Here is a 25,436-nt window from a genome sequence, read left to right on the forward strand (position 1 = left end):
CCCATTTTTAATCCATAACCCAAGCCACACCCTGCTATGATTCGTAATTATGTAAAAACCGCGCTCCGAACCCTGGGCCGGAATAAACTCTACACCCTGCTCAATATTGCCGGACTTGCCTTTGGTATCACCTGCTTCTTGCTTATTGGCCTGTATCTGTTTGATGAACTTACCTTCGACCAGCAGCATAGCCGGGCCAGCCGTATCTACCGGGTTATTCAGCATAAGAGCATAAAAGGCGAAGCCACCACCGTAGCGGCCGGCAGCTATAAGCTGGCCGAAGAGTCCCCTAAAACGATTGCCGAAATCGAGGGTACGACGCGGATGTCGAGAATCGGGCGGGCGAATCTGATTAATCCTGAAAATCCCGTGAATTTTCAGGAAACCATCACCAACGCAGATGAGAAATTCTTAACGATCTTTGATTTTCCGCTTGTGCTTGGGGATCGGAATACCGCTTTAAAGGAGCCCAACTCAATCGTTATCAACGAAGATCTGGCTACGCGGCTGTTTGGCAGCACCCAGGTACTGGGCAAAACGCTCCAGTTCAGCCATATGGAAACTCCGCTGAAAGTGACCGGCGTGCTGAAAAACCACCCGCCTAATTCAAGCTTTGATTTCAATTCGCTGGTCTCCGAAGCTTCGTACCGGAATGCCGATTTTTTCAAACAAACAGCGGCAAGTGACTGGTCATCCGCCGATTTTTCGGTTTACCTGCTGCTAAAACCCAACACGAACGCCGAAGCGGTTTCAGCTAAATTAACGAAGCTCATCCTGACCAACTTTAAGCCAGAAGTCGGAACTAGTTTATCGTATAGCCTGCAAGCCTTGAACGACGTCCACCTGCATTCGGAAGGCATTACCGATGGTGCCAGAAACTCAAACGTTGAGGCTATGGCGCAGGGAAGTCCGTTTTACATCAACATCTTCTCGTTTGTCGCCTTATTCATTCTGCTTATCGCCGGGATTAATTACATGAATTTATCGACCGCCAGAGCCTCTAACCGAATAAAAGAAATTGGCGTTCGTAAATCGATCGGTGCCGAGCGGGCCCATCTGGTGTATCAATTTCTGGTGGAAGCCCTGCTGGTGACAGGCTTCTCGCTGGTTGTGGCGTTGGTGTTGGTCAATGTGCTGCTGCCGTTCTTTAATCCGCTGGTCAATAAACACCTGACGCTGGGTTTTGGAACCGACTACCGGATCTGGCTGATGACCCTGGCCGCTACGCTGCTCATCGGGCTGCTGTCTGGCAGTTACCCCGCTATGCTGCTATCCGGGTTCAAGCCGGTTCTGCTGCTGAAAGGGAAGCAGATAAACCAGCGGGGTAACCTGAGTCTGCGCAAAACTCTGGTGGTTTTTCAGTTTACCATCTCGATCATCATCATTATTGGAACCATCGTTCTGATTTCGCAGGTACGGTTTATGAATACGACCAACCTGGGTTTTAACAAAGATTTGATGGTAGTAATCGATATCAATACCGGCGCTGCCAAAAAGGGTTATGAATCGATTAAGGCCGATATGGCCAAAATCCCGTCCGTGAAAAACGTTTCGGTTTCGTCGCGGGTACCCGGCGAATGGAAAATGATTCGCACGGTTAAGATCAACAACCAGGGTAAAGCCAGTGAACCTAAGGTGGCTTATTTTATCGGGGTGGACAAAGATTTTCTGAAAACGTTTGAAGTCGGCCTGGTGCAGGGACGAAACTTTATCAATCCGACCGATTCAACTGCGGTACTGCTGAATGAAACGGCGGCTCGTCTGTTAAACATTACCCAGCCGTCTGGCCAACTGGTGGAGATGCCGGCCATGTCGCGGGGGGGGGATTTTGAACCGGTGCTGGTTAATAATGAACCCTTCAAAGCGAGGGTCGTCGGGATTGTCAGGGATTTTCATTTCCAGTCGCTGCGCGATAAGATTGAGCCGCTGGTCCTGGCGTATAACCAGAATCCGATTCATGACATTGACTACTACACCGCCCGTATCGACGCCAGAGGCATTCCTGAAACCCTTGAAAAACTGAAAGCTGTGATGATGAAAGCGGATAGCGACGAGCCGTTTGAATACCATTTTCTGGATCAGCAACTCGCCAACTTTTATCAGGAGGATGCCCGGCGGCAAACGCTGCTGATCTGGGGGGCTGTGGCTACGATTATCATTGCCTGCCTGGGGCTTTTTGGACTGGCCACGTATTCCGCCGAACAGCGTGTCAAAGAAATTGGGGTGCGAAAAGTGCTGGGTGCGAGCGTTGCCAGTCTGGCCTCGCTGCTGTCGATGGATTTCCTGAAACTGGTCATTATTGCCAACGTCATTGCTATCCCCATTGCGTGGTGGGCTACCGACAGGTGGCTGCAGGAATACGCCTACCACATCGATCTGGCTTGGTGGATGTTTGCGCTGGCCGGCCTGCTGGCCGTGGGTATTGCGTTGCTGACGGTCAGCTTCCAGAGCGTAAAAGCCGCTTTGATGAACCCGGTGAAAAGCCTGCGGAGTGAATAAATCGTCGAGGCTTAAACACGCCCAATCGTTGCAGCTACGGGGAACAGATTACCCTGTCAGACGAAAAGTGCCGCCCAGTCACTGAAATGTGGCGACGTAAACAAGGGCAACTCCGCGTTACCCGGTGACCGGCAGGTCCAGGAGGAGCAGCAGAGCGTCGTTAGACAAGGCTTCAAATTCCAGCGCATTAGCCTTCTCGTACAACAGCGCGAGGCCATCTTTTTCGTGAAGCAGCCGGTTGGCCACCTCGAAAGCACCCTGTATAATGAACACAAAAATGCCGGTGGCCTTCGAGTGAACTGTTACCGTATAGGTGCCTTCCTGCCGTCCATCGTACCGGCCGATAAAGCTTCGGCTATCAGCTTTGGAACTGGTTGAATCAACCAGAGGTAAAAGCGTGTTTTTTCGGGAGAGATCAAAACCAGCCTGACTAATACCAGGCGTAAAGTCGACTATTGGCGGTATAAGCCACCACTGTAAAAAATTGATGGTTTCCTGATCGTATGGATTACTGATGGTATAGCGCATACCGGCAGCCAGGGACAAAATTCCTGCCTGCCCAGCCTCCAGAAAACCGCTGTCAATATCACTCAGGTACTCCAGTCCACCTAGTACCGGCAGCAGCACCACCTGCGTGTTTTGCTCCACTTGCAGGCTCAGACTGGCTCCGGCCCGCAGCGTATCATCGTTCAGCAAGTACAATGCGCCAAACGGCTTGCGGCTTTCGTCGGCATACTGGCCGAAGTTGAAGGTATGATAGCTGCGGAAGAAATCGGTTTCGGAGCAGCCGCGCTGGTCGGCGAGGTATATTTGAGCGTGCGTGTTCATCTGTCGCAGTAAGCACGTGGTTAAAAATCAGGTGCGGAATGAGTAGATCCATTCCACACCTGAGCCTCTAATAATCAGGCGTTAACAACAATCGTATGCGTTAGGGTATAACCACCCGACAGACTGCCTGAGACGGTGGCGAGTTCGGTAGCGAAACCATCCCGGAATACGTTATCGGTTTCGTTTTTGGTATCCTGCGCCCCTTTGGTGTAGCCGTACGACTGACCGGTGGTGTATACCGTATTGGCAACGTCGTAGGGGAACGCAATCTGGGTCACCAGCAGCGATTTGCCGGATGCGTTGTAGATATGGACGTGGATATGCGGAGCCCGGGCCCCGTACCAACCGGGAAAGATTGACGTAAAGCTGACCAGACCATTAGCATCAGTCGTCTGCCGCCCACGCAGGAAGTCGACTTTCGTGAAGTTGACGCTTTGCATGCCGCTTCCGCCGTATTCGGAGTAGTAGCCATCTTTATCGCAATGCCAAACGTCCACCAGAGCGCCGGCCAGAACGGCGCAACCACTGTTGGCATTTTTGATGGTGATGTTCATCGTCATCGGTACGCCCGTACGATCATCGCGAATGTCTTTGCGTACAAAGTTGGTGGGTACTTTGGTTGGGAAAGGTCCTTCCGTTTCCGTGGGCGATACCGAACAGTTGCTGGCCGAACTACCGTTGGTAGAGCCGGTGGACGTGGTGGTGCCCGAACCGGTTGTGCTAACGGCGTCTACTTCCGAGTCTTTGCAGGCACCCAGCACAGAACTAATCGTGGCGATTCCCAGCAGGCTGCCGAAACCTTTCTTCAAAAATTCTTTACGATCCATTGTGACTGTATAACAGGTTTGAATTGGTCAGTGACTTACTTAATGGTTGTGTGGTCAACCACAGATTTAATATCCCGTGTTGCGTCTTTAAATTCCCGGATGCCCTGGACCAGACCACGGGCTAATTGAGGTAGTTGCTTCGCGCCGAAGAACAGCAGGAGCGCAGCCAGAATCATTAATATTTCGGAGGTTCCTAATCCAAGCATGATTTTGTGTTTTCGGAGGTTTTATGATTGTTGCCTTATACCTGATTAACGGTGTTAGGTAGCCTCTTCGTTCACCCCTCAGGCGGTGTGTAGAGTAATAGGGCAGATGTGCCGACGAAAAGGACTAAACCGAAGGAATAACTTTGGCTATGGTACTTTTGCCGGTTTGCTTATGGATGCCTGTTATCTGGAAGGCTTAAAATACAAGAGGCTGACCCTATAGAGGCAGCCTCTTGTAAAGCTGGAACAGACAGCCGGTTATTAGCGCGAATTTACCTTCGTAACAACACTGCTCACCGTAAAGCTGGTGTATTTTGTGCCGGGCTTGTAGGTGCCACTCTGGTACAGACCGTCGGTGCCGGTACCTGTTGTACTGCCGCCGTAATAAACATCGTAGGTAGTGCCTTTAACCAAAGTCGGGGAAGAGAACGCCACAGGCTGATATTTCTTGGAAGGTTTGAACGTAAAGATCTCCTTGCCGTCGCTTGACCGGATGTGTATTGGTGTTCCCGCCTGCTGGGCGGCTGTCAGACCCACCAGCACCGAGTTCTGGGTTGATGTGGTGCCCGGAGCCTGAGCCATGCCGGAACTTCCCACCGCCAGTAAAAAGCCACCGCTGATCTGGAAGGACACATCATAATCAAGAGCACCGTTGCCGCTGGCCGTAGGGCCGTTGACCAGGACAATGCCGTTGGTTATGGTAATAGTGCCGTTGGCATCGAGCCCATCCCCGTTAGCGTCGACGTATACAAAGCCCCCGTTGATGTTCAGCTTGTAGATGCTGGACGAGGAAGAACCCATTGGGCCTCCGCCGGTACCCTTGCCGGCGGGGGCATTAATGCCATCGTCGCTGGAGACAAGGTGAATGGTACCATCGTTGATGGTAATTGTCTTGCCCTCTAGTCCCTCGTATGATTTGGAAATACTAATTGTACCTCCGTTGATGGTGAGATTTGTTTCGGCATGGATACCATCATCGCCGGCTGCAATGTTCATGGTGCAGCTCTTAATGATCAGCTCGTCTTTACTGGCAATCCAGATGCTGAGCCCGGAAACCAGAACTCTTCTTAGGTTCGTTGTGGTGGCTTTCATTAAGCAGGAGATATAATTCGTTTTTAAGAGGAATGTATGTACGGGATAGCTAATCCTGCCTCAGTAGCATTAAGTTGATTAAGCTGCGTCAGGCGGTCACGGTTAGTTTAATGCCATCGGCGCTCAGGCTGGTATTGTACGCTTTTACGGCACGGGTGGGCGGGGCTGCTTTTACACTGCCATTAATGTTGAATAAACCACCATGCTTGTCGCATAGAAAATCATTCTGCGTCAGCCGGTAGCTCAGGTTTCCGTTTTCGTGGGTACAAAGCCGGCTAACGGCGACAAATGAACTGCCCTGCGCATTGGCAACCAGCACATCACCAACCCGGATAAACTGCCCCTGCGTGAGCAGCTTTTTATAATCCTCCGACGTCAGATCAAGCGTAAAGTTTACATATACCACTGGCCGCGGTGGCGTTACCCGAAAAGCCTGATGAAGTGGGGTTGGTGGAGGTGCCGCCAGCTGGTACTTCGTTGGAAGAACAGGCCGTTAGCCCACCCATGCAGTACAGAGACATCAGGGCGGCACTGCTAAGGCCAAGGCTACGCAGAAAATCTCCGCGATTCATGGTTGTTTCTACTGACGGTTGGTTCGTCATGCGTGTACAGGTTTGACTAATTTATCCCTAATACGCTGATGGCCCGCCAACTGTTGCAACGCCCAGACAGAGTGTCGACAAGAGCGCTGATTGTGTCGATTACCAGCGCATACCTGACGGAAAATCCAGTTGTGTAGCAAAAGGTGGTTTGTTGTCGATAAGACAGGTTTTATAAAAGAGCAACAGGTTTGTGCTGATGGAGCCATCCTCTCTAATAATTGAGAGAAGAGAAAACTTTGTCTGTATCGATAAAGCTCGGGTTTGTGTCGACAGAGATGGGCGCTACGTCGGCAGATCCAGGGGCCGGGTTGAACGTAGATTACATAATACAGTACATTGCAGGTGTTATGAAATTTCTGGAACGCTATCAGGTCTGGCTGCACGTAATCGGTTGGGCGGTATTTATCGGCCTGCCGTTTGTGACCTTCCCCGACTTTGCCATGAACCGGTCGATGCTGTTGAGTCTGGGTGTACCCCAGCTTATTACCAGCGTGTGCATCATGGCGTTCTTTTACTACAATTTGTACCGGCTGACGCCTGATCTGCTGACGCACCCGGACCAGGCTAGTTCTGAGCATACTGATTCACGTACCCGGCGATTCTGGCTGATCTTCGGATTAGTGCTGCTGGCCGTAGCGATTGTGAAGTGGGCCTGCTTCTTCGTGTTTCCGCCTACGCCGGACTGGATGCACCCGCCCGATATGCCTGCCCCTGCTGAAGAAAAAAATTGGGGCCGGCCACCCGCTCGTGGTCCGCAGGGCTTTTTTGGCGCTGTTCCGGGGGTAATCAGTACCGTTATTTCCTTCTGCTTTGCGTCGCTGGTAAGTTCGCTCATTGCGTTGGGGCGGCAGCACGCACGCAGCCGCGAAGCGCAGCAGCAGATGGTCTATCAGAAAGTATCTGCCGAACTGGCTGTGCTAAAGCTCCAGGTCAGTCCGCACTTTTTATTCAATACGCTGAATAACATCCGCTGGCTGGCCCGGAAGAAATCCGACCAGACCGAAGAGGCTATTGTCACCCTTTCCCAACTGCTGCGGTACATGATCTATCAGGCCCGGCACGACAAAGTACCCCTGCGGCAGGAAGTCCAGCATTTGCAGCATTACATCGACCTGCAAAAGATGCGGCTGACGACCCGGCAGGCGGTTTCGTTTACCAGCGAGGGCGATATTGATGCCTATCAGATTGAGCCGTTGCTGTTTATTGCCTTCGTTGAAAATGCCTTCAAATACGGCTTACACAGCCAGCAGCCGAGCCAGATCAGTATTTCGTACGATGTGAGAAACGATACGCTGACGTTCTGCTGCGAAAACCCCATTTTTGTCTCCGCTACACCCCATATACCGGCAGTGGCTGCCCGCAATCCTGATTCGGGTATTGGCATCGACAACGTACGGAAGCGGCTGGCACTGCACTATCCTGACCGGCACGAGTTGCATATTTCCCGCGACGGTGGGCTGTTCCGTATAGGCTTAACCCTGCACCTGAAGCATGACACAGTTGCGCTGCATCGCCATTGACGACGAACCCTTTGCGCTGGAAATTCTGGCCGACGATCTCAGCAAGATACCCTTTCTGGATCTCAAGGGGCAATTCACCAGTCCCATGGACGCCTGGGAACTGCTGCGGCAGGGACAGGTTGACCTGCTGTTCCTGGACATCCAGATGCCGACTGTCACGGGCCTTCAGTTTCTGCGGAGTCTTATTGATCCGCCGATGGTTATTCTGACAACTGCCTACGAACAGTATGCGCTGCAGGGTTATGATCTGGATGTGGTCGATTACCTGCTCAAACCCATTCCGTTCGACCGGCTGCTGAAGGCCGCCAACAAGGCGTATGCGTTATTTATGCTTCGTCAGCCGGGTGGGGCCAGTCCGGCACCGGCTGAACGCCCCTTCTTCTTTATCTTCTCTGAATACCAGGAAATCCGGATTTTTCACGACGAGGTATTGTATGTTGAGGGCCTGAAAGACTATGTGAAGATTTTCACCACTCAGCAGCTCCGACCCATTCTGAGCCGGCTGACGCTGAAGGCCGTTGAAACCAAACTTCCGGCCGGTACTTTCTGCCGGGTGCACAAATCATTTATCGTCGCTCTTGACAAGATTACCTCATTTCAGAAGACCAAATTGTATATTGGGAAGCAGGAGATTCCCATCGGAAGCAGCTACCTGCCTGATTTTGAGAATAAGTACCGGGCAGGTTAAGGCATATTAGCTCCATAAAGGTGTGATTTGGTCCGGCTATTTCGTGTATATTTATGCAGGAACGCCTAAGCAGGGCTATATGGAAGACGGAGAAGTAAAAAAGAAAAAAAAGAAAAAGGAGAATAGAGGGGTAGAGACCATGTTTCGGACCACCATGGCCAGTCACCTCAAGCTGAGCGAGATGGCCGACAGTAAAGCCAATATCATGATCTCGATCAATACCATTATTGTCTCCATCCTGATTTCGGTGTATGCCAAGGACTTCGACAATGCAGGTACGTTATTGATCCCTACCGGAATCCTGACCACGGTTTGTCTGCTGACCATTACCATCAGTGTGTTGTCGACCCGGCCGCGAATAAAGTCAGATCAGCCGGCCAATGCGCCGGAGACGCCCGCAAAGGCCGATCTGCTGTTCTTCGGGGATTATATAAAACTTTCCAGGGAAGAATACCGCACAAGCCTGTTTGCGGTGCTGGACGATAACGATGCCGTACACGCTATGATGGTTGACAACCTGTACGCCCAGGGGCTGGTTCTGACCCGCAAGTACCGGCTGCTAACGTATGCTTACACCATTTTTATGATCGGTTTTCCCCTGGCGGTACTGGCATACGCTATTGCGCTGCTGATTGGCCGGTAGGAGGCCCACCCGCTTGCGCTTAATTGAGCCCTTTTATGGTGATATAACTGTTCTGATTGAGTAATCCCTGGTTGATAAACTGAGTTTTTACCAGCGATGGCTTGTTAATCGTTTCGTAAAACTGGTCCATGTACTTTAGCGTACGCTTCACATAGGCAGGTTCGAGATGCGGGTTATTCTGGTACAGCGCATACAGGTCGGGCTTAGCCCTATTGAACTCATCAAAGACTTCCTGAAACGATTCCGGAGCGTAGTGGTATCCCCGGTAGAGCCGCTGCCGTACCGAGCTGAGCTGAAGCTCCTCGGCCGGACGCGCATATGGTGCCTCCACGATACCGGAATGGTCGAAATCATACGGTACCGGAACCGGCTGCTTATGGGCTTCATCGGTTAGCAGTTTGATGTTGTGCAGATACGGCACCGACCAGTCCGTATTGCCGATCAGGTATTCGAAGACGGCTACCCGCAGCATTGTTTTCAGGTCAACTCTGGCCATGTTAAGCTGTTTTTTATCCAGAATTTTGGCGGAGTTGCGTTTAGCCAGATCCGTTTCATCTTCCAGCAGAATAGCGTACCGGGTTTCCGGCGACCGTTTGCCCAACGAATCCTCGTAAGTTACCTTGGCCAGCCGGGCCCTGAAACTGTAGTCCGTCAATTGGTTCAGCACTTTATAGACCATGTATTCCCGGACCACATACTCTTCGTTCTGGCAATGGGTGACGAGTTTCAGCTTCCCCTGCTTGTCGAAGAGGTTGCCTTTGGGAATCTTTTTTGGAAAGTTCAGCCAGAGAGGAGGGAAGCGGCAGTTCATCGCTTTCCGGCGGAAATTCCCCCGCGCCATAATTTTGATCGGGAGGGTTACTGACTCCTGGCGGGTATCCTGGTAGGAGAGCGTAGCCGGATGGTAGCTGGGCGTTTCGCCCCGGTCTTTGAGCACAGACGACAGGTTGGCCCGCACGGTAAGCTGCAAAATGTCTTCTGACTTAAAGAGCCTGGTAAGCCCTTTTTGCTTTACCGTGTCTTGGGCGAGACCGTTTACCGGAGCCGGTTTGTCCATAACCGGCATAATCCGGGTGAGAGAGGCCGGCTGCCAGTGGCCCAGGCTTATGCTAATCAGGAGAATGAGCAGGGTAGAGGAAAGATGGTTCATACGTAAAGAGGAATTGGTTGCCGGAAACAGAAGCCGACACTGTACGGTGTCGGCTTCTCACCGATTACATAACGGGTAGTTTCCAGCCGTTATGGTAGTTGGCCTTCATGATGGTATTGGCCTGCGGGTCGTTTTTAAAGTTTCCGGCGGCTGCGTCCCAGTAAACCTTACGTCCGGTCTTGTAGGCGATATTACCCATATGGGCGTTAATGGCCGCTATGCTTCCCGTTTCGATACCGCACTTCAGCATCGCCGGGTTGTTGTCTTTGATGGCCTGCACAAAGTTTTTGGTGTGTTCGTTCAGGTAGTCGCCGTTACGGGCCTGATCCGGTACGTCGTCTACTTTGTAGACCTTAATACCGTTTTTCGTCTCTGTTTCCGGATGCAGCGCCCAGCCCCCCCGATCGAGCACGAGCGTAGCATTATTACCGATGAAGGCGATGCCTTCGGTGCGGCCGTAGTTACCGCCGTCGATGCCGGTAGCATGTTCCCAGAGCATATTGAAACCGTCGTATTCGTAAACGGCTTGTAGGGTATCCGGCGTTTCGGAGGCATCGTCGGGGTAAGCCAGTTTACCGCCCGACGCCATCACCGATTTGGGCGCTTTGGCGTTCATGGCGTACAGGGCAATGTCGATTTCGTGGACACCCCAGTCGGTCATCAGGCCCCCGGCATAATCCCAGAACCAGCGGAAATTGAAGTGAAAGCGGTTGGGGTTGAACGGTCGTTTGGGCGCCGGACCCAGCCACATATCGTAGTCGACACCCGCCGGAGGGGCTGAGTCGGGTTTGACGGGTACGGGCATCATCCAACCCTGATACGCCCAGACCTTTACCAGCCGGATGTTGCCCAGCTTACCCGAGCGGACGTAGTCAATGGCTTTTTCGTAGTGCGAACCGCTGCGCTGCCACTGCCCGATCTGAATGATCTTGTTGTAGCGTTTGGCCGCTGCGAGCATTAGGTTACACTCTTCAATGCTGTTGGCCAGCGGTTTCTCACAATACACGTGCTTGCCGGCCGACAGCGAATCGATCAGGGCCATGCAGTGCCAGTGGTCGGGGGTGCCGATGATCACCGCATCCAGCGTTTTGTTTTCCAGCATCTTGCGGTAGTCCTTGAATAGCTGTGGGCGGGTACCCTGCATTTTCTCGACATCGACGGACCGTTTGTCCAGCACACTCTGGTCCACATCGGCGAGGGCCACGCACTGCACATCGCTCTGGAGCAGGTGGGAGCGGAGGTCCGACCAGCCCATGCCGTTGCAGCCGATCACCCCGATCTGAAGTTTGGCATTAGGCGACACGTACCGGCGCTGCCCGGCAATGGCTTCAACGGCGGGCAGGCTGATGAGACCAGTGCCGGAAACGGCCAGGGCAGAATTGCGGATAAATTGTCGGCGTGATGTTTTCATGAGGGTAAGGGTTATAGCGAAAATTACGAAGGAGTGTCCTGTTCTCCAAATGGCAACAGGCTGTTTGATTCTAATTTCCTTCGCCCGGAGGGGTTTTGTTTCGCTAACCGGTAACGGGTAAGTATATACTGAATTCGGTTCCCAGTCCTTCCTGGCTCTCCACTTTCATTTCTCCATTATGTCCTTTGGTGACAATATCATAGCTCAGACTTAAGCCCAGACCGGTACCCTGCCCGGTGGGTTTGGTGGTAAAGAAAGGCTGATAGATTTTATTAAGAATCTCTTCTGGGATACCAGTGCCGTTATCTTTCACCCGTAACGCTACCTTACAGTCTTGAGCGTGGGTGGTAATCTCAATCTGCGGTTGGTAGTCATGGTCTGCAAGCTTAGCTTTTTGCTGTGTTGCATAGAACGCATTATTGTACAGATTCAGAAGAACCCGGCCAATTTCCTGCGGAGCCATGGCTACCTGCCCCAGATTCGGGTCCAGGTTTAGTCGAAGGTCTGCGTTAAAAGTCTTGTCTTTAGCCCGCAATCCCTGGTAGGCCAGCCGGAGATATTCATCAGCCAGCGCATTCAGGTCGGTGGGCTGCTTTTCACCGCTGCTGGTACGAGAGTGCTGTAGCATACCTTTGACAATGCTGTCGGCGCGCTTGCCATGGTGGTTTACCTTCTCCAGCGTTTCTCTTAAATCTTCGGTAATTTCCAGCGCATCTTCAGCCCGGCCGGCCCGGATTTCTTCCTCAAGTTCCTCTACCAGTTCGGTACTGACCTCGGCCAGATTATTGACGAAATTCAACGGATTTTGAATCTCATGGGCGATGCCAGCGGTGAGTTCACCTAAAGACGCCATTTTCTCTTTCTGGATAAGCTGGGCCTGGGTAGTTTTAAGTTCGGCGAGTGTCTGTTCCAAATTATCCCGCTGGGATTCTATTTCTTCTTTCTGATGCTGAATTTGCTCGGTGCGGGCAGCCACTTTGTCTTCCAGACGGCGGTTCTCCCGGCGCAGTTCACGCGACCGGTATTGAATATAGCTCCAGATACCACCTGCAAACAGAATTGCATAGATTGTATAAGCCCACCAGGTGTACCACCAGGGCGGCAAAACCACCACCTTTATAGATGCTCCCTGTTCATTCCACACCCCATCACTGTTAGCTGCTTTTACCCGAAAGGTATAGGTGCCGTGTTTGACATCAGTATAGCGGGCGGTACGGCCCGTACCGTTGTAAATCCAATCGGCGTCCAGTCCGGCAAGTTGATAAGCATATTGATTTTTAGTGGCTGACAGAAAACTTAGCGCTACAAAATCTATGTCAAAGAAGTTTTTGTCATATGAAAGGGTTATCTCTTTTCCTGTAATCGGATAAGGATGATCTTTTACTTTAAACTGGGTAATTGCAACAGCAGGCTTGTACCGGTTCTGCTGAATCCGGTCAGGGTGAAAAACGGTGAATCCATTGTTACTGCCAAAATAAATGGTACCATCCGTTGGGTCCTGAAGAGTAGCGTTTCCCGTTTGAAAACCAGCGATAAGTACGCCGGAAGGGGATCCGGCTAAGCCATCGGTATATGTAAAACGGGTGGTTTGTAAAGTTTGGGTATTCAAACGAGTGATGCCTTCTTTGGCCAATATCCATACGTTCCCGGCCTTGTCCCCTGAGATTGCGTGGATCGTGTTGGATTGCAGACCATTGCCTTTTGTATAAGTTGTGAATTTTCCTGTTTTAGGGTTTAACTTGTTTAATCCGCTCCCGTAGGTACCTAACCAGATAAACCCCTGTTGATCTTCGTAAATACAGGTAGCCGAATTGTTACTTAAAGAATGTGGATCATTTGGTTTATAATAATAATGAACCACCATTCTTTTTTTACGATCGATTCGGTACAAGCCACCCCCGCCTGTTGAAAAAAAGCCTGAATGAATGGCTACCCAAAGCATACCTTCTTTATCTTCATATATAAACCGGATGCCGGGGTAAAACTCCGCATTTCGCTTTTTTAGGTGAAAGTCATACCGAATAAACTTTTTTTGTTTACCATCGTAATATTGTAAGTTCCCCCCGTCCGTTCCTACCCAAATAGTATTGTTACGGTCTTTAAACAGGACATCAACATTATTAGATGCAATACTTGAAGGATCTTTTGGGTCATTTTTAAAATTGATCACCTTGCCTGTATGCGAGTCAAATTGAATAATGCCGTGCTGGGAGGTGCCTAGCCAAAAGACTCCCGGCTTTTCTTCGCAGGCAGCTGCGAAATAGGAATCACTTTTGTCATTTTTAATATTATCAGGTTCATATAGTAAGGTTAACTCTTTTTTTTGTGGTTGAAACTGTAGCAGGTTCCGGTTCGTAAGAATATAGACTAGATTCTTTTGGCTTTTTAGGATTGCCGCGATCTGGTTGCTACCTGAACCAAACAAACTGGTAGCCTCATGTAAGTATCTGTAAAATTTTCGTTGAATTGGGGAAAAGTACACCGCTCCTCGTCCGGTCGTGCCTAGCCAGACCAGGCCTGCGTTATCAACCAGAATACAATGACCAAGGGTTTCTAATTCAGGTAAAAATTCCTTGTCTTTATAAAGCGTAAATTGACCAGTCAGGGGATCGTGCCGGAATAAGCCATTTGATGCTGATATCCAAAAGTTGCCGGTTTTATCCTGAGTTGTTGTGTATATAAAGTTATTACCTAAATCATTGGCGTCTTCTGGGTTATCGTAAAAGTGCTTTATGCATTTTCTGGTATCAGGATCGAGAACAATTAATCCATGGTTGAGGGTACTAAGCCATATTTGTCCTTTATTGTCTTTAAATATATGGTGAACAATACTGTTTTTAAGTGCTACAGAGTCTTTAGCGTCCCCGGTAATATGGATAAAAGAGTTTTCCCCGGGATTATATAAATCAAGCCCATCACCAGTGCCGATCCACAGTCGTCCTTTCTCATCTTTACAGATTGAAAATACCCGGTTGTTTACTAAGCTACTTTTATCTTCAGGTTTATGTACATATTGGTGAAAAAGGTTCTTTTGGGGATCATAACTCGTCAGTCCATCTGTGCTGCCAAACCAAAGTACGCCGTTATTGTCTTCAGCAATCCCTTCTATCGCTCCTTTGCCCATGCTGTTTGGGTTGTTCGGATGATGAGGATATCTCTTCCAGACGCCGGTTTCGGGGTTAAACGAATTTACACCACCCCCACCCCCAGTACCTATCCATATCAGACCGGTGTGGTCTTCGAAGACTGCCATGGCATTATTATCACCTAAACTGTTGGTGTCCCGTGGATCATTCTGGTAAAGGGTCATGGTGTAGCCATCATATTTATTTATCCCATCCTGGGTCGCAAACCAGATGAACCCCTGTCTGTCCTGCATCATACCAAACGCTGTATTGTTTGACAAACCCTGTTCAAAGCCAAGCCATTCGAACTTAATTTCATTGTTTAAGTATAGATTGTTCTTGGCAAGTTGGGCGTGTACCGTTGAGATAGTTGCTGCAGCCAGTAGAACTGAATAGCAAAGCGCTATGCTCAATGACCTAATTAACAGATTTTTATTTGTGAAGATTAACATATTATCATAAGATAAGTCAACAAATCATTTTACAAACGAGAGCAGAACTTGGAGTAGCCTTTTAAATGGTATCAGTTTAAGAAGTCGCTGTTCAATAGAGATTATTGTCACGTGAATAAAGCACTTGTACTTATGAATTATCTTGGACGGAATTGAATTATATCAAACTAATATAGGCGTTTTTAAAGAAAAATGCCATCCGTGATTTATTTTTCGGTCGTATAAATTCAGATCTTAGTCCATATTTCTTAGAAGATGTGCGGAGTACGTCCTTTCTTCGTAAATTGCAGCGCTTCAACACTTCATCAACCGACCTGATTCACTATTGGGCCGGTTTTTTTGTACCTAACCCGGAATTAACTGGGCATTCCAAACATGTTTTCAGTCAGGTCAAAAATATCCGGCATGGGATGGTGAATTCCCTGGTCTATACGTCTTTTCCCCGATAACAACCACTACCCAATTACCTGTATGATTGATTTCTTACCGCAGTTGCAAAATCTGTTTCCCGAAGAGAGCCAGATTCCTGAGGAGTTCCGGATTGAGCCCGTTCACCAGCGCGAGTTCCTGATTAACGGCGAGATGCGGACCTGGAACGGTCCCACTGTAGACGTCTTCTCGCCGGTCCATGTAAAAACCGCCAATGGCCTGGAGCGTAAGCTGATCGGCAGTTATCCCATCACAACGGATGCCGAGGCTATGGAAGCGCTCGATGCCGCCGTAGCCGCCTACGACAACGGCCGGGGCGAATGGCCCACCATGTCGATCGGCGACCGCATCAACTGCATGGAGAACTTCATCGGGAAGATGCTGGAGCGGAAGAAACAGATTGTCGACCTGTTGATGTGGGAAATCGGTAAGACGCTCGGCGATTCCACCAAGGAGTTTGACCGGACGGTGGAGTACATCTACGATACCATTGATGCACTGAAAGATATTGACCGTTCCTCATCGCGTTTCAAAATCGAGCAGGGCATTATCGGGCAGATCCGGCGGTCGCCCCTGGGCGTGGTATTGTGTATGGGGCCATTCAACTACCCACTCAACGAAACATACACGACGCTGATCCCGGCCATTTTGATGGGTAATACCATCCTGTTTAAGCCGCCCAAGCACGGTACGCTGCTGCACTACCCCATGCTGGAGGCTTTTCGCGAGTGTTTCCCCAAGGGCGTAGTCAATACCATTTATGGTCGGGGGGCCAACGTAGTGCCGGCACTGATGCAGTCGGGTAAGATCAACGTGCTCACGCTCATCGGCTCCAGCCGGGTGGCCGATCAGTTGAAGAAAATGCACCCGAAGGTAAACCGCCTGCGGGCCGTATTGGGGCTCGACGCCAAGAACGCCGGTATCATTCTGGAAAACGCCGATCTTGAACTTGCGGTAAAAGAATGTATTCTGGGTTCGTTGTCGTTTAACGGGCAGCGTTGTACGGCTATCAAGATTATCTGGGTACACCGGTCGGTGGCCGACCAGTTTCTGAGCCGGTTCTGCGAAGAAGTTAATAAGTTAAAGCCGGGTATGCCCTGGGAAAAAGGAACGCAGATTACTCCGCTGCCGGAGCCGAACAAGCCGGCGTTTCTGACCGAGTGCATTGAGGATGCCGAAGCGCAGGGTGCCCAGGTGCTGAACGACGGCGGGGGCATTGTTGAAGCTTCGTATTTCTCCCCGGCCGTGGTGTATCCAGTAGCGAAAGGGATGAAACTTTATCGCGAAGAGCAGTTCGGTCCGGTGGTGCCGGTGGTGCCGTTCGACGATATTGAGGAGCCCATCGAATACATTATTGAATCGGATCACGGGCAGCAGGTGAGTATTTTTGGTACCGATACCGATCAGCTGGCCCGGCTGATCGATCCGTTGGTGAACCAGGTGAGTCGTGTGAACATCAACGCCCAGTGCCAGCGTGGTCCCGATACGTTCCCCTTCACCGGTCGCAAGGATTCGGCGGAAGGGACGCTGTCGGTGGAAGATGCCCTGCGCTCCTTCTCGATCCGGACCGTCGTAGCTACGAAAGATACGGATAGCAACAAAACGATTCTGAACGAGATCATTAGTGACCACAAGTCGCAGTTTTTGTCGACGCATTATATTTTCTGACGTACCCCGTACCAGCGGTGGTTCGCCACTGCGGTTTTAGTCCGTTGGTCTATCGTACCGTCCGTCGGTACGTAAATCAAAGCGAATCCACCCGGATTCGCTTTTTTTGTGTAAGTTTCGCAGCAGCAACCAAGTCCAACCAAATCCGTCAACAGACCTGCACCATGGGCCTTTTCGATTTTATCCGCAACGAATTCATCGAAGTCATCGACTGGGTCGATAACTCCACCGATACCGTCATCTGGAAATTTCCCGACAATGGCAACAACATCAAGTATGGCGCTCAACTGACCGTCCGGGAGTCGCAAATGGCGGTGTTTATGAACGAAGGGCAGATTGCTGATATCTACCCGCCCGGCCGCTATGAACTGACGACCCAGAACATGCCGATCATGACGACGCTGCGGTCCTGGAAATTCGGCTTTGAGTCACCGTTCAAGGTTGATATTTACTTCGTCTCCACGAAGCAGTTTACCAACCTGAAGTGGGGCACGCAGAACCCGATCATCGTACGCGATCCGGAGTTCAAGCAAGTGCGGGTGCGGGCCTTTGGGGTTTTTTCCCTGCGGGTGACCGATGCCGGTAAATTTCTGAAGGAGTTTGCCGGGACAACGCCCGTGGTACGCATCAGCGATGTGGAAGGCCAGCTTCGGACGGCCATTGTCAGTACCTTCTCCGATACGGTAGCGGAGACCAACGTGTCGGTGCTGGACCTGGCGCGGAATTACCAGGAACTGGGCGAAAAACTGCGGCCCATGCTGCAAAACGACTTTACCGCCTATGGCCTCGAACTGACCCGATTCTACATCGAAAACACCAGCCTGCCGCCGGAGGTAGAGTCATTCCTCGACAAGACGACCCAGATGAACATGGCCGGTGACATGGCCCGTTTTCAGCAGTTCCAGGCAGGGATCGCCATTGAGAAAGCGGCCGAGAGTGACGGCCCGGCCGGTACTGCCGTGCTGATGGGTGGTCTGGGTAGTTTTATGAACAGTACCAATGCCGGCACCCTGCCTCCGCAACCCGGGCAGATACCCGATAAAGCGCAGATTCTGGCTCTGATTAAAGAGTTGGGAGAACTGAAATCGGCCGGTATCCTGACCGAGGAGGAGTTTACTGCCAAAAAAGCTGAATTACTGTCGAGGTTATAAAAACGGGTATGCATTCTGAACTAACCGATGTCGTTCGGGTGCCGTGTAAGGCCTGCGGTTCGCAACTAAGGTTCTCCGCCGATAAGCAGAAACTCAGTTGCGATTATTGCGGCAATACCGAAGACCTGCTGTTTACGAAAACCAAACTAATTGAGAATCCGCTGCCTTTCCGGCTGGAGCAGGATCGCCTGACCCAGGCACCGACGGAAGAGAAGCGTGTTTATGCCTGCCGGAACTGCGGAGCCAGAACGACCATAAACTTCGATACACCGACGGTAACCTGTGCCTTTTGCGGCTCAAAAAACGTGAACCCCGAAGCCCAGAAAACCCGGCTGATCGAACCGGCGGGCGTGTTGCCGTTCCGGATTTCCCGCGAAGGGGCGTTGCAACGGTTTAAAAGCTGGGTGGGCGACGACTGGTTCGCGCCCTCCGACCTGAAGGCCGGGGCCATGCTGGACAACCTGCACGGCATGTATATTCCCTACTGGACGTTCGACGCCTGGGCGGACTCCGACTACGAGGGTGAAGCTGGCTTTTACTACTACGTGCCGGTACAGGTTCGCGACGCCAACGGCCGCACCATCACCCAGCAGCAGCAGCGGGTTCGCTGGGAGTACCGGTCGGGAAGCCACCAGGGTTTCTACGATGATGTGCTGCTGATGGCTTCCCAAAAGCTATCGGCGCAGGAGGGAGCCGTGCAGGAGGTCAGTCGGTACGATATGCAGGCCGTGGTCGATTATGACCCGCGCTTTTTGCTGGGCTGGGAGGCTGAGGTATACAGCATCGACCTGCCGGAGAGCGTTCGGAAAGCCGAAGAAGAAATCAGCGACCGCGAACGCAGCGCCTGCGCCAGTCAGATGGGTGGCGATACCCAGCGCGGGCTGCGGGTAGACACCCGGCTCAGGGAGCAGACCTTTAAGCATATCCTGCTGCCGCTATGGATTTGTGCCTACGTCTACAACGGCAAAACATTTCGGTTCCTGGTTAATGGCCAAACCGGGCAGGTCGCCGGTGAGCGACCAAAGTCGCCCTGGAAAATTGCCCTGGTGGTGGTCGCCTTCCTTCTCCTGGTGCTGCTTTTATACAGTGTAGCGAATAGGTAAGGAACGGGGGTATCGCTTTGCATCTGTTTATTTCACCCAAAAACTCATTTTGTGCTGCTAGCAGACCGGCTTCAGAAAACCTTCGACGATATACACGCCGTCCGATCTATATCCCTGCAATTGCCGCCCGGCCGCATCATGGGCCTGGTTGGGGCCAGCGGCTCGGGCAAAAGTACCCTGCTGAGCGTACTGGCCGGGCTGCTTGATGCCGATGGGGGTACGGTTACACTGAACGGCAAGCGGGTGCCGGGGCCGTCGGAGGTGCTGGTCGCGGGGCATAACGATATCCGGCTGGTGCATCAGGAATACCAGCTCATGCCCAATATCTCGCTGCGGGAGAATATTGCCTATGCCGTACGCTTTTATGAAAAAGAATACCAGCGGTTCCGGGTCGATGAACTGGTAAAGCTATGCCGGCTGGAAGCTGTGCAGGACCACCTGCCCCGGCAGGCATCGGGGGGCGAAAAACAGCGCACCGCTATTGCCCGCGCCATTGCTGAGAAACCGGCCGTGCTGCTGCTCGATGAACCGTTCAGCCACCTCGATTTGCTCAACCGCACCCTTATCCGCGACCTGTTGTTCGATCTGGTCCGGCAGGAGCAGACGGCCTGTCTGTTTGTTACCCACGACGCCACTGACGCGCTCTCCATTGCCGATGAAGTAGGTATTTTGCAGATGGGGCACCTGATTCAGACGGGTTCGCCGGTGGCGGTATACCGCAGACCTGTTACCGCCTATGCTGCCCGAATGACCGGACCGGCTAATATCATCCGCGCCAAACGCCTGAGCTCATTGGAACTCCCCGCATCGCACCATCCGGATGCCTGCTTCTGCCTGCGTCCGGAACAGATTCACCTCAGCGAAACGGGTGTTCCGGCTACCGTCACGGCGGTTTTCTTCAAGGGGAGTCATTTTGAGGTAGAGGTCGACGTAAACCGGTACGTCCGCTTACGGCTGTTAACGACTCGTGCCGAGCTTAAAGAGGGTACTACCGTACATCTGCACATTGGGGAAGAAGCTGTCTGGTGGCTAAAATAGCAGGGGGCGAGGGGCAGAGGGTGTATAGCCAAACTTTAACCCGTACGTTTGGTTACTAAGGGAAATTAACCAATAAACGTTATGGACAAGAAACAACACGAGGGATACAATGATCCTTTTAATGAAAATACCAAGCCACCCAGTACACTGGTAAGCATAAAAACCGAAGACGTAAAGGTGGATCCCGATGAAATAAACGATAACTCCATGGGCGAAGAAGGCCACGGCGAAGATTACCTGGAGCGCTCTAAACGCGAGCGCAGTAAATAAGGTCGAGCGCCCAGCATCCCTGCTGGGCTTTTTCTTTTAGGCTCCCCATCAATCTCCTCAGCAGCGCTGCTAAGTCTGCCGTTTACAAACTCACCCAGAACGACGCCTTTATGGTAAATGGCGTAACACCGGGGTTGTCGCGGTACGTAAGCCGGTGAATGGCGTCTACGCGCATTACCTTAAAGATATTGTCGATGCCGTAACCTACCTCTACATATGGCGTGCGGCCCAGTGGCTGAAAACCGGCTACCGGTTGTCCCAGATCATCGGTAGCCGGAATGGCCGATAAATTATCCGGACTGACTCCGCCGACCAAGACTTTGGCCGTGGTCAGGAATCGCCATTTGAGTCGCCGAATGGCCGGTATGCGGTTAAAAAACAAGCCTTCAAAATTGTGCTCCACCCGGATGGAGACATATCGGTCGCAGACAAATTCAAAGAAGTTCATCAGGTTGTAAGCATTGTCGACGTAGAACCACGACTCGTTACCGAGTGGCGTGTGGAGCAGGGGGTAGGGCAGGATAGAAGGAATGTACCCGACGGATGCGTTATAGTAGGTCCGCCCCAGTGCTCCCAGCCGGAATGAATGTTTTACATCGAACGAGAAACGGTGGTAATTGAAAGCTCCGTCCAGCACGTTGCGCAGCCCGATTATGTACCGGAAGGTATAAACAGGTTTGCGGGTTGCTCCCAGGCTGAGCCGTTCGTTGTCATTCTGCAGAATAACCTCATCGGGGGCCAGACGCGTCTCCAGAATGACCTCCGTAGTCCGGAATTTTCGCTTCAGTGGCGAATCGAATCCCTGTGTAGGGCTGGTCCGATAGGCAAAAGCATAGAGGGGTTCAAAAGTCCGGTTCCGAAAGGTAACGGTTTGGGTAAAGCCCTTGCCCAACTCCCGGCGCAGATACGCCTGGTTGTCTTCCTGAAAGAACGGTCGGCGGAGGCTGCCGAACCTGGCATAGGCGTAAAAGAACGAGTTACTGCCCAGGTTCTCCGGCGTAAGCCCTACCTGTTCCAGATCGTAGGTGCGTCGGGCACCGATCAGGGTCCAGGGCTTGCGGCTCACGATGTAGTCGGCGCCCAGACTGTACTTAACCTGCTGATCGAGGGTACCGTATGCCGCATAGCCCCTGAGCACCCAACGCCGGCTAAAGCCCGGATTGGTACGCAACCCTACCCGGAAGCGGTGTCCCTCAATGGTGTTGCTGGCGTAACTATACAGGAAGGGACCGTAATCCAGGTGCAGTTTTCCCAGCGATTGGTAACCATTGAAGCCTAAACGTATTCCCTCACCAACCACACGCATGAAGGGAACATTGCGCACCGAATCAACAATCTGAAAGGTTCGGAGTTCTCCGGCCGTCAGGGTCTCGGGCCGTACGCTGGTCCAGTACGAAGGGGATGACTCCTTGTAATCGTCAGCCAGTTCAATCGACGGATCGTAGAAATTCACTTCTTTGGGTTCGTTGACAACAATTTGCCGCGCCGACGAATAGAAGCGTACCAGACCACCGGGGGCGCGGGGGAGTAGCTCGTCGGTGTCGATCATGACCTGCGTCCGAACCGGGAGCCAGGCGCCGGCCGATGTTGGTTCCAGCTCCTGTTCAATCCTGATTTCGTCGATAAAGTTGATATTGGCACGTTTATCAATCTGGGCAGCTACCTGCACCAGCGCGTGGCTCGTGGTATCAATCCAGATTGTGCCGGCAAAAGCCAGATCAAAGGACCGTTTGGGCTGGTAGTCGATCTGGTAACAGACAGATTCTCCAACCTTTACGGTATCGATCAGGCGGTAGGTGTACACGCCCTGCCACACATCGGCAATAGGCGAGGGAATGTCTTTTTGGAGGACATTCAGGTAGTTACGGTAAAAATTGTACTGCTGAAAGGATGTGCCCGTAAATTGCGAAATCAGCCCACCATCGGTAACGCCCACGGCTTTGACCTGCGTTTTTCGTACCAACTCTTTCGCTTTTTCAGGGCTACTGCGGTGGTAATAGCTGGAGAGTTGTTCGGAAATAAAGATGGGTACTGCCGGCCTTCCTGCTTCGTCGGTAATGGTGGGTAGTCTGGCCAGCAGGCGGCCTACCGGTCCAATGCGTGGTGCCCCTTTTCTGTTTTTTCTGCCCGATTCCACATTGTTAAGGTAGGCCTCAATCTTGGTATAGCTCTCATACTCATACGCAGTAAGTTGAACCGGATTGTGTTCATCCCGGTGCCGGATAACCTCACGCATGATTCGATACGCCGGGTCGCCACCCTTACCATAGACTTTTACCTCTTGGAGCCGCTGACTGCTGGGTATGAGCACCACATCGATAACCTGGTTGCGAAAGGGTTGCAGGGGGTACGCCCTGGACTGGTACCCTAGGCTGGACACCAGGACCGAATCACCCGACAGGCTGGTCTTAAACAGGTAGTGACCCTGATCGTCGGAGGTTATACCGGAGGCCTTCCCCTTAAGGGCTACGCTGGCAAACGGCACCGGCATACCGGAAGGATCGGTAACGCGCCCGGATATGGTGTAAGTGGTTTGGGCCTGAATGGTGTTGATAAACAGCAGGAGCTTAACAATCAAAACCACGGCTGATTGGAGTAGCCGTTTTATCATTGGGTTGGTGGATCAGTGAATGGGTGTATATACACAAATATAGTCAACAGAGTTTACTAAAATACCCTTAAAAGACGAAGGCGCTGAAAAGTTGCCTGAACCGGCTGATTCGGCCGATTAACTCTATTAGTCGAAGGGTAGGGGAGTAAGGAATACATCAGGTCATCACCGAATACGAAAAAAAAAGCCCCTGCGTTGCAGGGGCTGATCATAAGATGTATTGTAAAATCAGGATTATACCCGTTCGCCAACAACAACGACTTCTTCAGGTTTTCTACGAATATGATTAGCCGCTTTTACAATCAAAAAGATGATAAACGCAATAATCATGAACTGAAGAGCCGTATTCAGGAAATTGCCGTAGCGGATGGCAACCTCCGGTGTTTCGCCAACCGCATCTTTCAAAATTACTCTCAGGTTACTTAAATCGACTCCGCCCAGGAACAGGCCCAGAATCGGATTAATGATATCTTCTACCAATGAATTCACGATTTTACCGAAAGCCGCACCGATAATAACACCAACGGCCAGATCAAGTACGTTACCCTGGGCAATAAACGTTTTAAACTCTTTAAGCATAGTCGTAATAGTTTTAGAAATGGTTTTGGTTTATGATCATGTGGCAAATGTCTACCGAAGTTTTCAACTCGGCAATAGGTAATTAGCTACTGTACAAGGGCTTAATAACCTTTTAACCCTAATTCTTTATATGAAGAGTTTTACTCGGCTACTTAATATAAAATTAATGCTCGTTTATTCAGGTGTGCCGGCAGCTTGCTGACTGCTGCAGTGCAATATATAAAAAAGCACCGGATCAGACAGACCCGGTGCCGGTAATTTATACATGGCTTACATGTATTTAAGGTCGTTGTTGGGCTTCAGGTGAATGATGCCTACGGCGTTCAGCAGGCGGATCAGCGGGTAAGTGGGGTCGAACTCGTGCCAGCGGAAACCACCGAAGTTAGCGCGGCCGCCGTATTTGTGGTGGTTATTGTGGTACGACTCGCCCATCATCAGAAAATCAAGCGGCAGCAGGTTTTTGGCCGTATCATCCACGGCAAAGTTAACGTAGCCGTAGCGGTGGGCGTACCAGTTGATAATTGCCCCGTGCACCGGTCCCATAACGTAGTGGATCGGCAACAGCAGAAACATCCACCAGGCAGTGGCGAAGTAGATATAAAACAGCGTATAGGCCACACCCCAGGCTATCCGGACCACCCAGCGGTCGCCCAGCCATTCCATAAACGCCCAGTTGGGAACGCCCTTCTTGAACCTGGGATCGATACTGTCTTTGTTCTTAAGAATATCATTATAAAATGATTTGGTTTTCCACATCATGTCAACCAGACTGTCGGAGTAGTCGGGAGAGTGAGGGTCTTTTTCGGTGTCGGCGTAGGCGTGGTGGAGCCGGTGCATGATGCCGTAGGCGCGTGGACTCAGAAACGACGAACCCTGGCTGATGAACGTGAGCACGTAAAAGAACTTCTCCCAGAAGGGGCTCATCGTGAACATTTTGTGGGCAGCGTAGCGGTGCAGAAAAAAAGTTTGCATCAGAACGGACATGTACCAATGCAGCAAAAAGAAACCAATAATTATCATGCGAATAGCGGACTAGTGTAAGCAATGCCGCAAAGCTATGGCATGAAATCAGGGCAGGAGGTGACAAAAATCAGGTGTGGTCAATTAAACATATGACTTTCATCAGGTCGGCGGGGTCAGTTGGGGTTGAGGGAGGAGTTCTTCCGGTTACGAAACTCCTTGTAGTCGCCCACCAGCAAAGCCGCTTCGTGCAGCAGTTCGGTGACGTTGATTTCGTCGGTCAGCAGGTCAATTTTTTCCTCAAGTTCCCGCAGGGCCGCTTTGGATTTCCGGCTCTTACCGGAGGGGCTGTCCATCGAGTCCAGCAGCATAATACGACCGATCAGGAGCAGGCCCAGGGAGGTCTGAAGTTCCGGCAGGATATAGCTGTATTTTGTAACTTTTACGGTTTGCATTCCAGATGCGGTAAGTTGACAAAGATAACGAAAAGCCCTGCATCGTCAGGTACGGGGTCTTAAATATATTTATTGGGATAAAAATCTATAGATTAAGCCTATTTTAACTTGTCTTTCGGCCTCTCTTCG

The 25,436-nt window shown here is 51.3% G+C and carries 22 protein-coding genes; 9 read left to right on the forward strand and 13 right to left on the reverse strand.

Annotated features, from left to right (window positions below; genetic code table 11):
• Positions 1-36 precede the first annotated feature (36 nt).
• Positions 37-2,499 carry an ABC transporter permease gene (locus ABD949_RS28800; RefSeq protein WP_345249677.1) on the forward strand — a complete coding sequence of 821 codons (2,463 nt, stop codon included), beginning with the start codon at positions 37-39 and terminating at the stop codon, positions 2,497-2,499.
• 117 nt (positions 2,500-2,616) lie between these two features.
• Here the strand turns inward: ABD949_RS28800 and ABD949_RS28805 are convergent, their stop codons facing one another.
• The 6 genes from ABD949_RS28805 to ABD949_RS28830 form a co-directional block, all read right to left on the reverse strand.
• A complete protein-coding gene (locus ABD949_RS28805; RefSeq protein WP_345249679.1) occupies positions 2,617-3,327 on the reverse strand; it encodes a pirin family protein in 711 nt (236 codons plus the stop codon).
• Between the two features lie 74 nt (positions 3,328-3,401).
• The gene (locus ABD949_RS28810) at positions 3,402-4,154 is read right to left on the reverse strand and encodes a dioxygenase family protein (RefSeq protein ID WP_345249681.1); all 753 of its coding nucleotides are present in this window, start codon (positions 4,152-4,154) and stop codon (positions 3,402-3,404) included.
• Positions 4,155-4,189: 35 nt separating this feature from the next.
• Complete coding sequence (locus ABD949_RS28815) at positions 4,190-4,360, reverse strand: Sec-independent protein translocase subunit TatA/TatB (protein WP_345249683.1); 171 nt, start codon at positions 4,358-4,360, stop codon at positions 4,190-4,192.
• Between the two features lie 261 nt (positions 4,361-4,621).
• Positions 4,622-5,452 (reverse strand): carbohydrate-binding domain-containing protein, encoded by an 831-nt coding sequence (locus ABD949_RS28820; RefSeq protein ID WP_345249685.1) that lies wholly within the window; start codon positions 5,450-5,452, stop codon positions 4,622-4,624.
• 88 nt (positions 5,453-5,540) lie between these two features.
• Positions 5,541-5,858, reverse strand: a complete 318-nt coding sequence (locus tag ABD949_RS28825) for a QcrA and Rieske domain-containing protein (RefSeq protein ID WP_345249687.1) — start codon at positions 5,856-5,858, stop codon at positions 5,541-5,543.
• Entirely contained in the window at positions 5,833-6,054 is a 222-nt protein-coding gene (locus ABD949_RS28830; RefSeq protein ID WP_345249689.1) for a hypothetical protein, read from the reverse strand. Before ABD949_RS28830 ends, ABD949_RS28825 begins: the two co-directional genes overlap by 26 nt.
• A gap of 347 nt (positions 6,055-6,401) precedes the next feature.
• On the opposite strand from ABD949_RS28830, the gene ABD949_RS28835 reads away from it, so the two are divergent.
• The 3 genes from ABD949_RS28835 to ABD949_RS28845 all read left to right on the forward strand — a co-directional run bounded on the left by ABD949_RS28835 (position 6,402) and on the right by ABD949_RS28845 (position 8,905).
• A complete protein-coding gene (locus ABD949_RS28835) occupies positions 6,402-7,574 on the forward strand; it encodes a sensor histidine kinase (protein WP_345249691.1) in 1,173 nt (390 codons plus the stop codon).
• Entirely contained in the window at positions 7,546-8,262 is a 717-nt protein-coding gene (locus tag ABD949_RS28840) for a LytR/AlgR family response regulator transcription factor (protein WP_345249693.1), read from the forward strand. Before ABD949_RS28835 ends, ABD949_RS28840 begins: the two co-directional genes overlap by 29 nt.
• 79 nt (positions 8,263-8,341) lie before the next feature.
• Entirely contained in the window at positions 8,342-8,905 is a 564-nt protein-coding gene (locus ABD949_RS28845; RefSeq protein WP_345249695.1) for a Pycsar system effector family protein, read from the forward strand.
• Between the two features lie 19 nt (positions 8,906-8,924).
• Here ABD949_RS28845 and ABD949_RS28850 read toward each other — a convergent pair whose 3' ends face one another.
• From ABD949_RS28850 to ABD949_RS28860, 3 genes are all read right to left on the reverse strand, one after another.
• Positions 8,925-10,055, reverse strand: coding sequence for a hypothetical protein (locus tag ABD949_RS28850; RefSeq protein WP_345249696.1), 1,131 nt, complete (start codon positions 10,053-10,055; stop codon positions 8,925-8,927).
• Positions 10,056-10,119: 64 nt separating this feature from the next.
• Entirely contained in the window at positions 10,120-11,466 is a 1,347-nt protein-coding gene (locus ABD949_RS28855) for a Gfo/Idh/MocA family protein (protein ID WP_345249698.1), read from the reverse strand.
• A gap of 103 nt (positions 11,467-11,569) precedes the next feature.
• Entirely contained in the window at positions 11,570-15,004 is a 3,435-nt protein-coding gene (locus ABD949_RS28860) for a sensor histidine kinase (protein WP_345249700.1), read from the reverse strand.
• Positions 15,005-15,514: 510 nt separating this feature from the next.
• Here ABD949_RS28860 and ABD949_RS28865 point away from each other — a divergent pair.
• The 5 genes from ABD949_RS28865 (at position 15,515) to ABD949_RS28885 (ending at position 20,702) form a co-directional block, all read left to right on the forward strand.
• Positions 15,515-17,140: an NADP-dependent glyceraldehyde-3-phosphate dehydrogenase gene (locus ABD949_RS28865; protein WP_345249702.1), complete on the forward strand. Its 1,626-nt coding sequence runs from the start codon at positions 15,515-15,517 to the stop codon at positions 17,138-17,140.
• A gap of 164 nt (positions 17,141-17,304) precedes the next feature.
• Positions 17,305-18,291, forward strand: coding sequence for an SPFH domain-containing protein (locus ABD949_RS28870; protein WP_345249704.1), 987 nt, complete (start codon positions 17,305-17,307; stop codon positions 18,289-18,291).
• A gap of 8 nt (positions 18,292-18,299) precedes the next feature.
• Positions 18,300-19,394, forward strand: a complete 1,095-nt coding sequence (locus ABD949_RS28875; RefSeq protein ID WP_345249706.1) for a TFIIB-type zinc ribbon-containing protein — start codon at positions 18,300-18,302, stop codon at positions 19,392-19,394.
• A 51-nt stretch (positions 19,395-19,445) separates the two neighbouring features.
• Entirely contained in the window at positions 19,446-20,432 is a 987-nt protein-coding gene (locus ABD949_RS28880) for an ABC transporter ATP-binding protein (protein WP_345249708.1), read from the forward strand.
• An 81-nt stretch (positions 20,433-20,513) separates the two neighbouring features.
• On the forward strand, positions 20,514-20,702 hold the full coding sequence (locus tag ABD949_RS28885) for a hypothetical protein (protein ID WP_345249710.1): 189 nt from the start codon (positions 20,514-20,516) through the stop codon (positions 20,700-20,702).
• An 82-nt stretch (positions 20,703-20,784) separates the two neighbouring features.
• On the opposite strand, the gene ABD949_RS28890 is transcribed toward ABD949_RS28885, so the two are convergent.
• From ABD949_RS28890 to ABD949_RS28905, 4 genes are all read right to left on the reverse strand, one after another.
• Positions 20,785-23,313, reverse strand: coding sequence for a DUF5686 family protein (locus ABD949_RS28890; RefSeq protein ID WP_345249712.1), 2,529 nt, complete (start codon positions 23,311-23,313; stop codon positions 20,785-20,787).
• A gap of 234 nt (positions 23,314-23,547) precedes the next feature.
• The gene (mscL, locus tag ABD949_RS28895; RefSeq protein WP_345249714.1) at positions 23,548-23,892 is read right to left on the reverse strand and encodes a large-conductance mechanosensitive channel protein MscL; all 345 of its coding nucleotides are present in this window, start codon (positions 23,890-23,892) and stop codon (positions 23,548-23,550) included.
• A gap of 270 nt (positions 23,893-24,162) precedes the next feature.
• Positions 24,163-24,912: an acyl-CoA desaturase gene (locus ABD949_RS28900; RefSeq protein ID WP_345249716.1), complete on the reverse strand. Its 750-nt coding sequence runs from the start codon at positions 24,910-24,912 to the stop codon at positions 24,163-24,165.
• A gap of 116 nt (positions 24,913-25,028) precedes the next feature.
• A complete protein-coding gene (locus ABD949_RS28905) occupies positions 25,029-25,307 on the reverse strand; it encodes a hypothetical protein (RefSeq protein WP_345249717.1) in 279 nt (92 codons plus the stop codon).
• Between the last annotated feature and the right edge of the window lie 129 nt (positions 25,308-25,436).

Source organism: Nibrella saemangeumensis, assembly GCF_039541915.1.
Taxonomy (GTDB): Bacteria; Bacteroidota; Bacteroidia; order Cytophagales; family Spirosomataceae; genus Nibrella; species Nibrella saemangeumensis.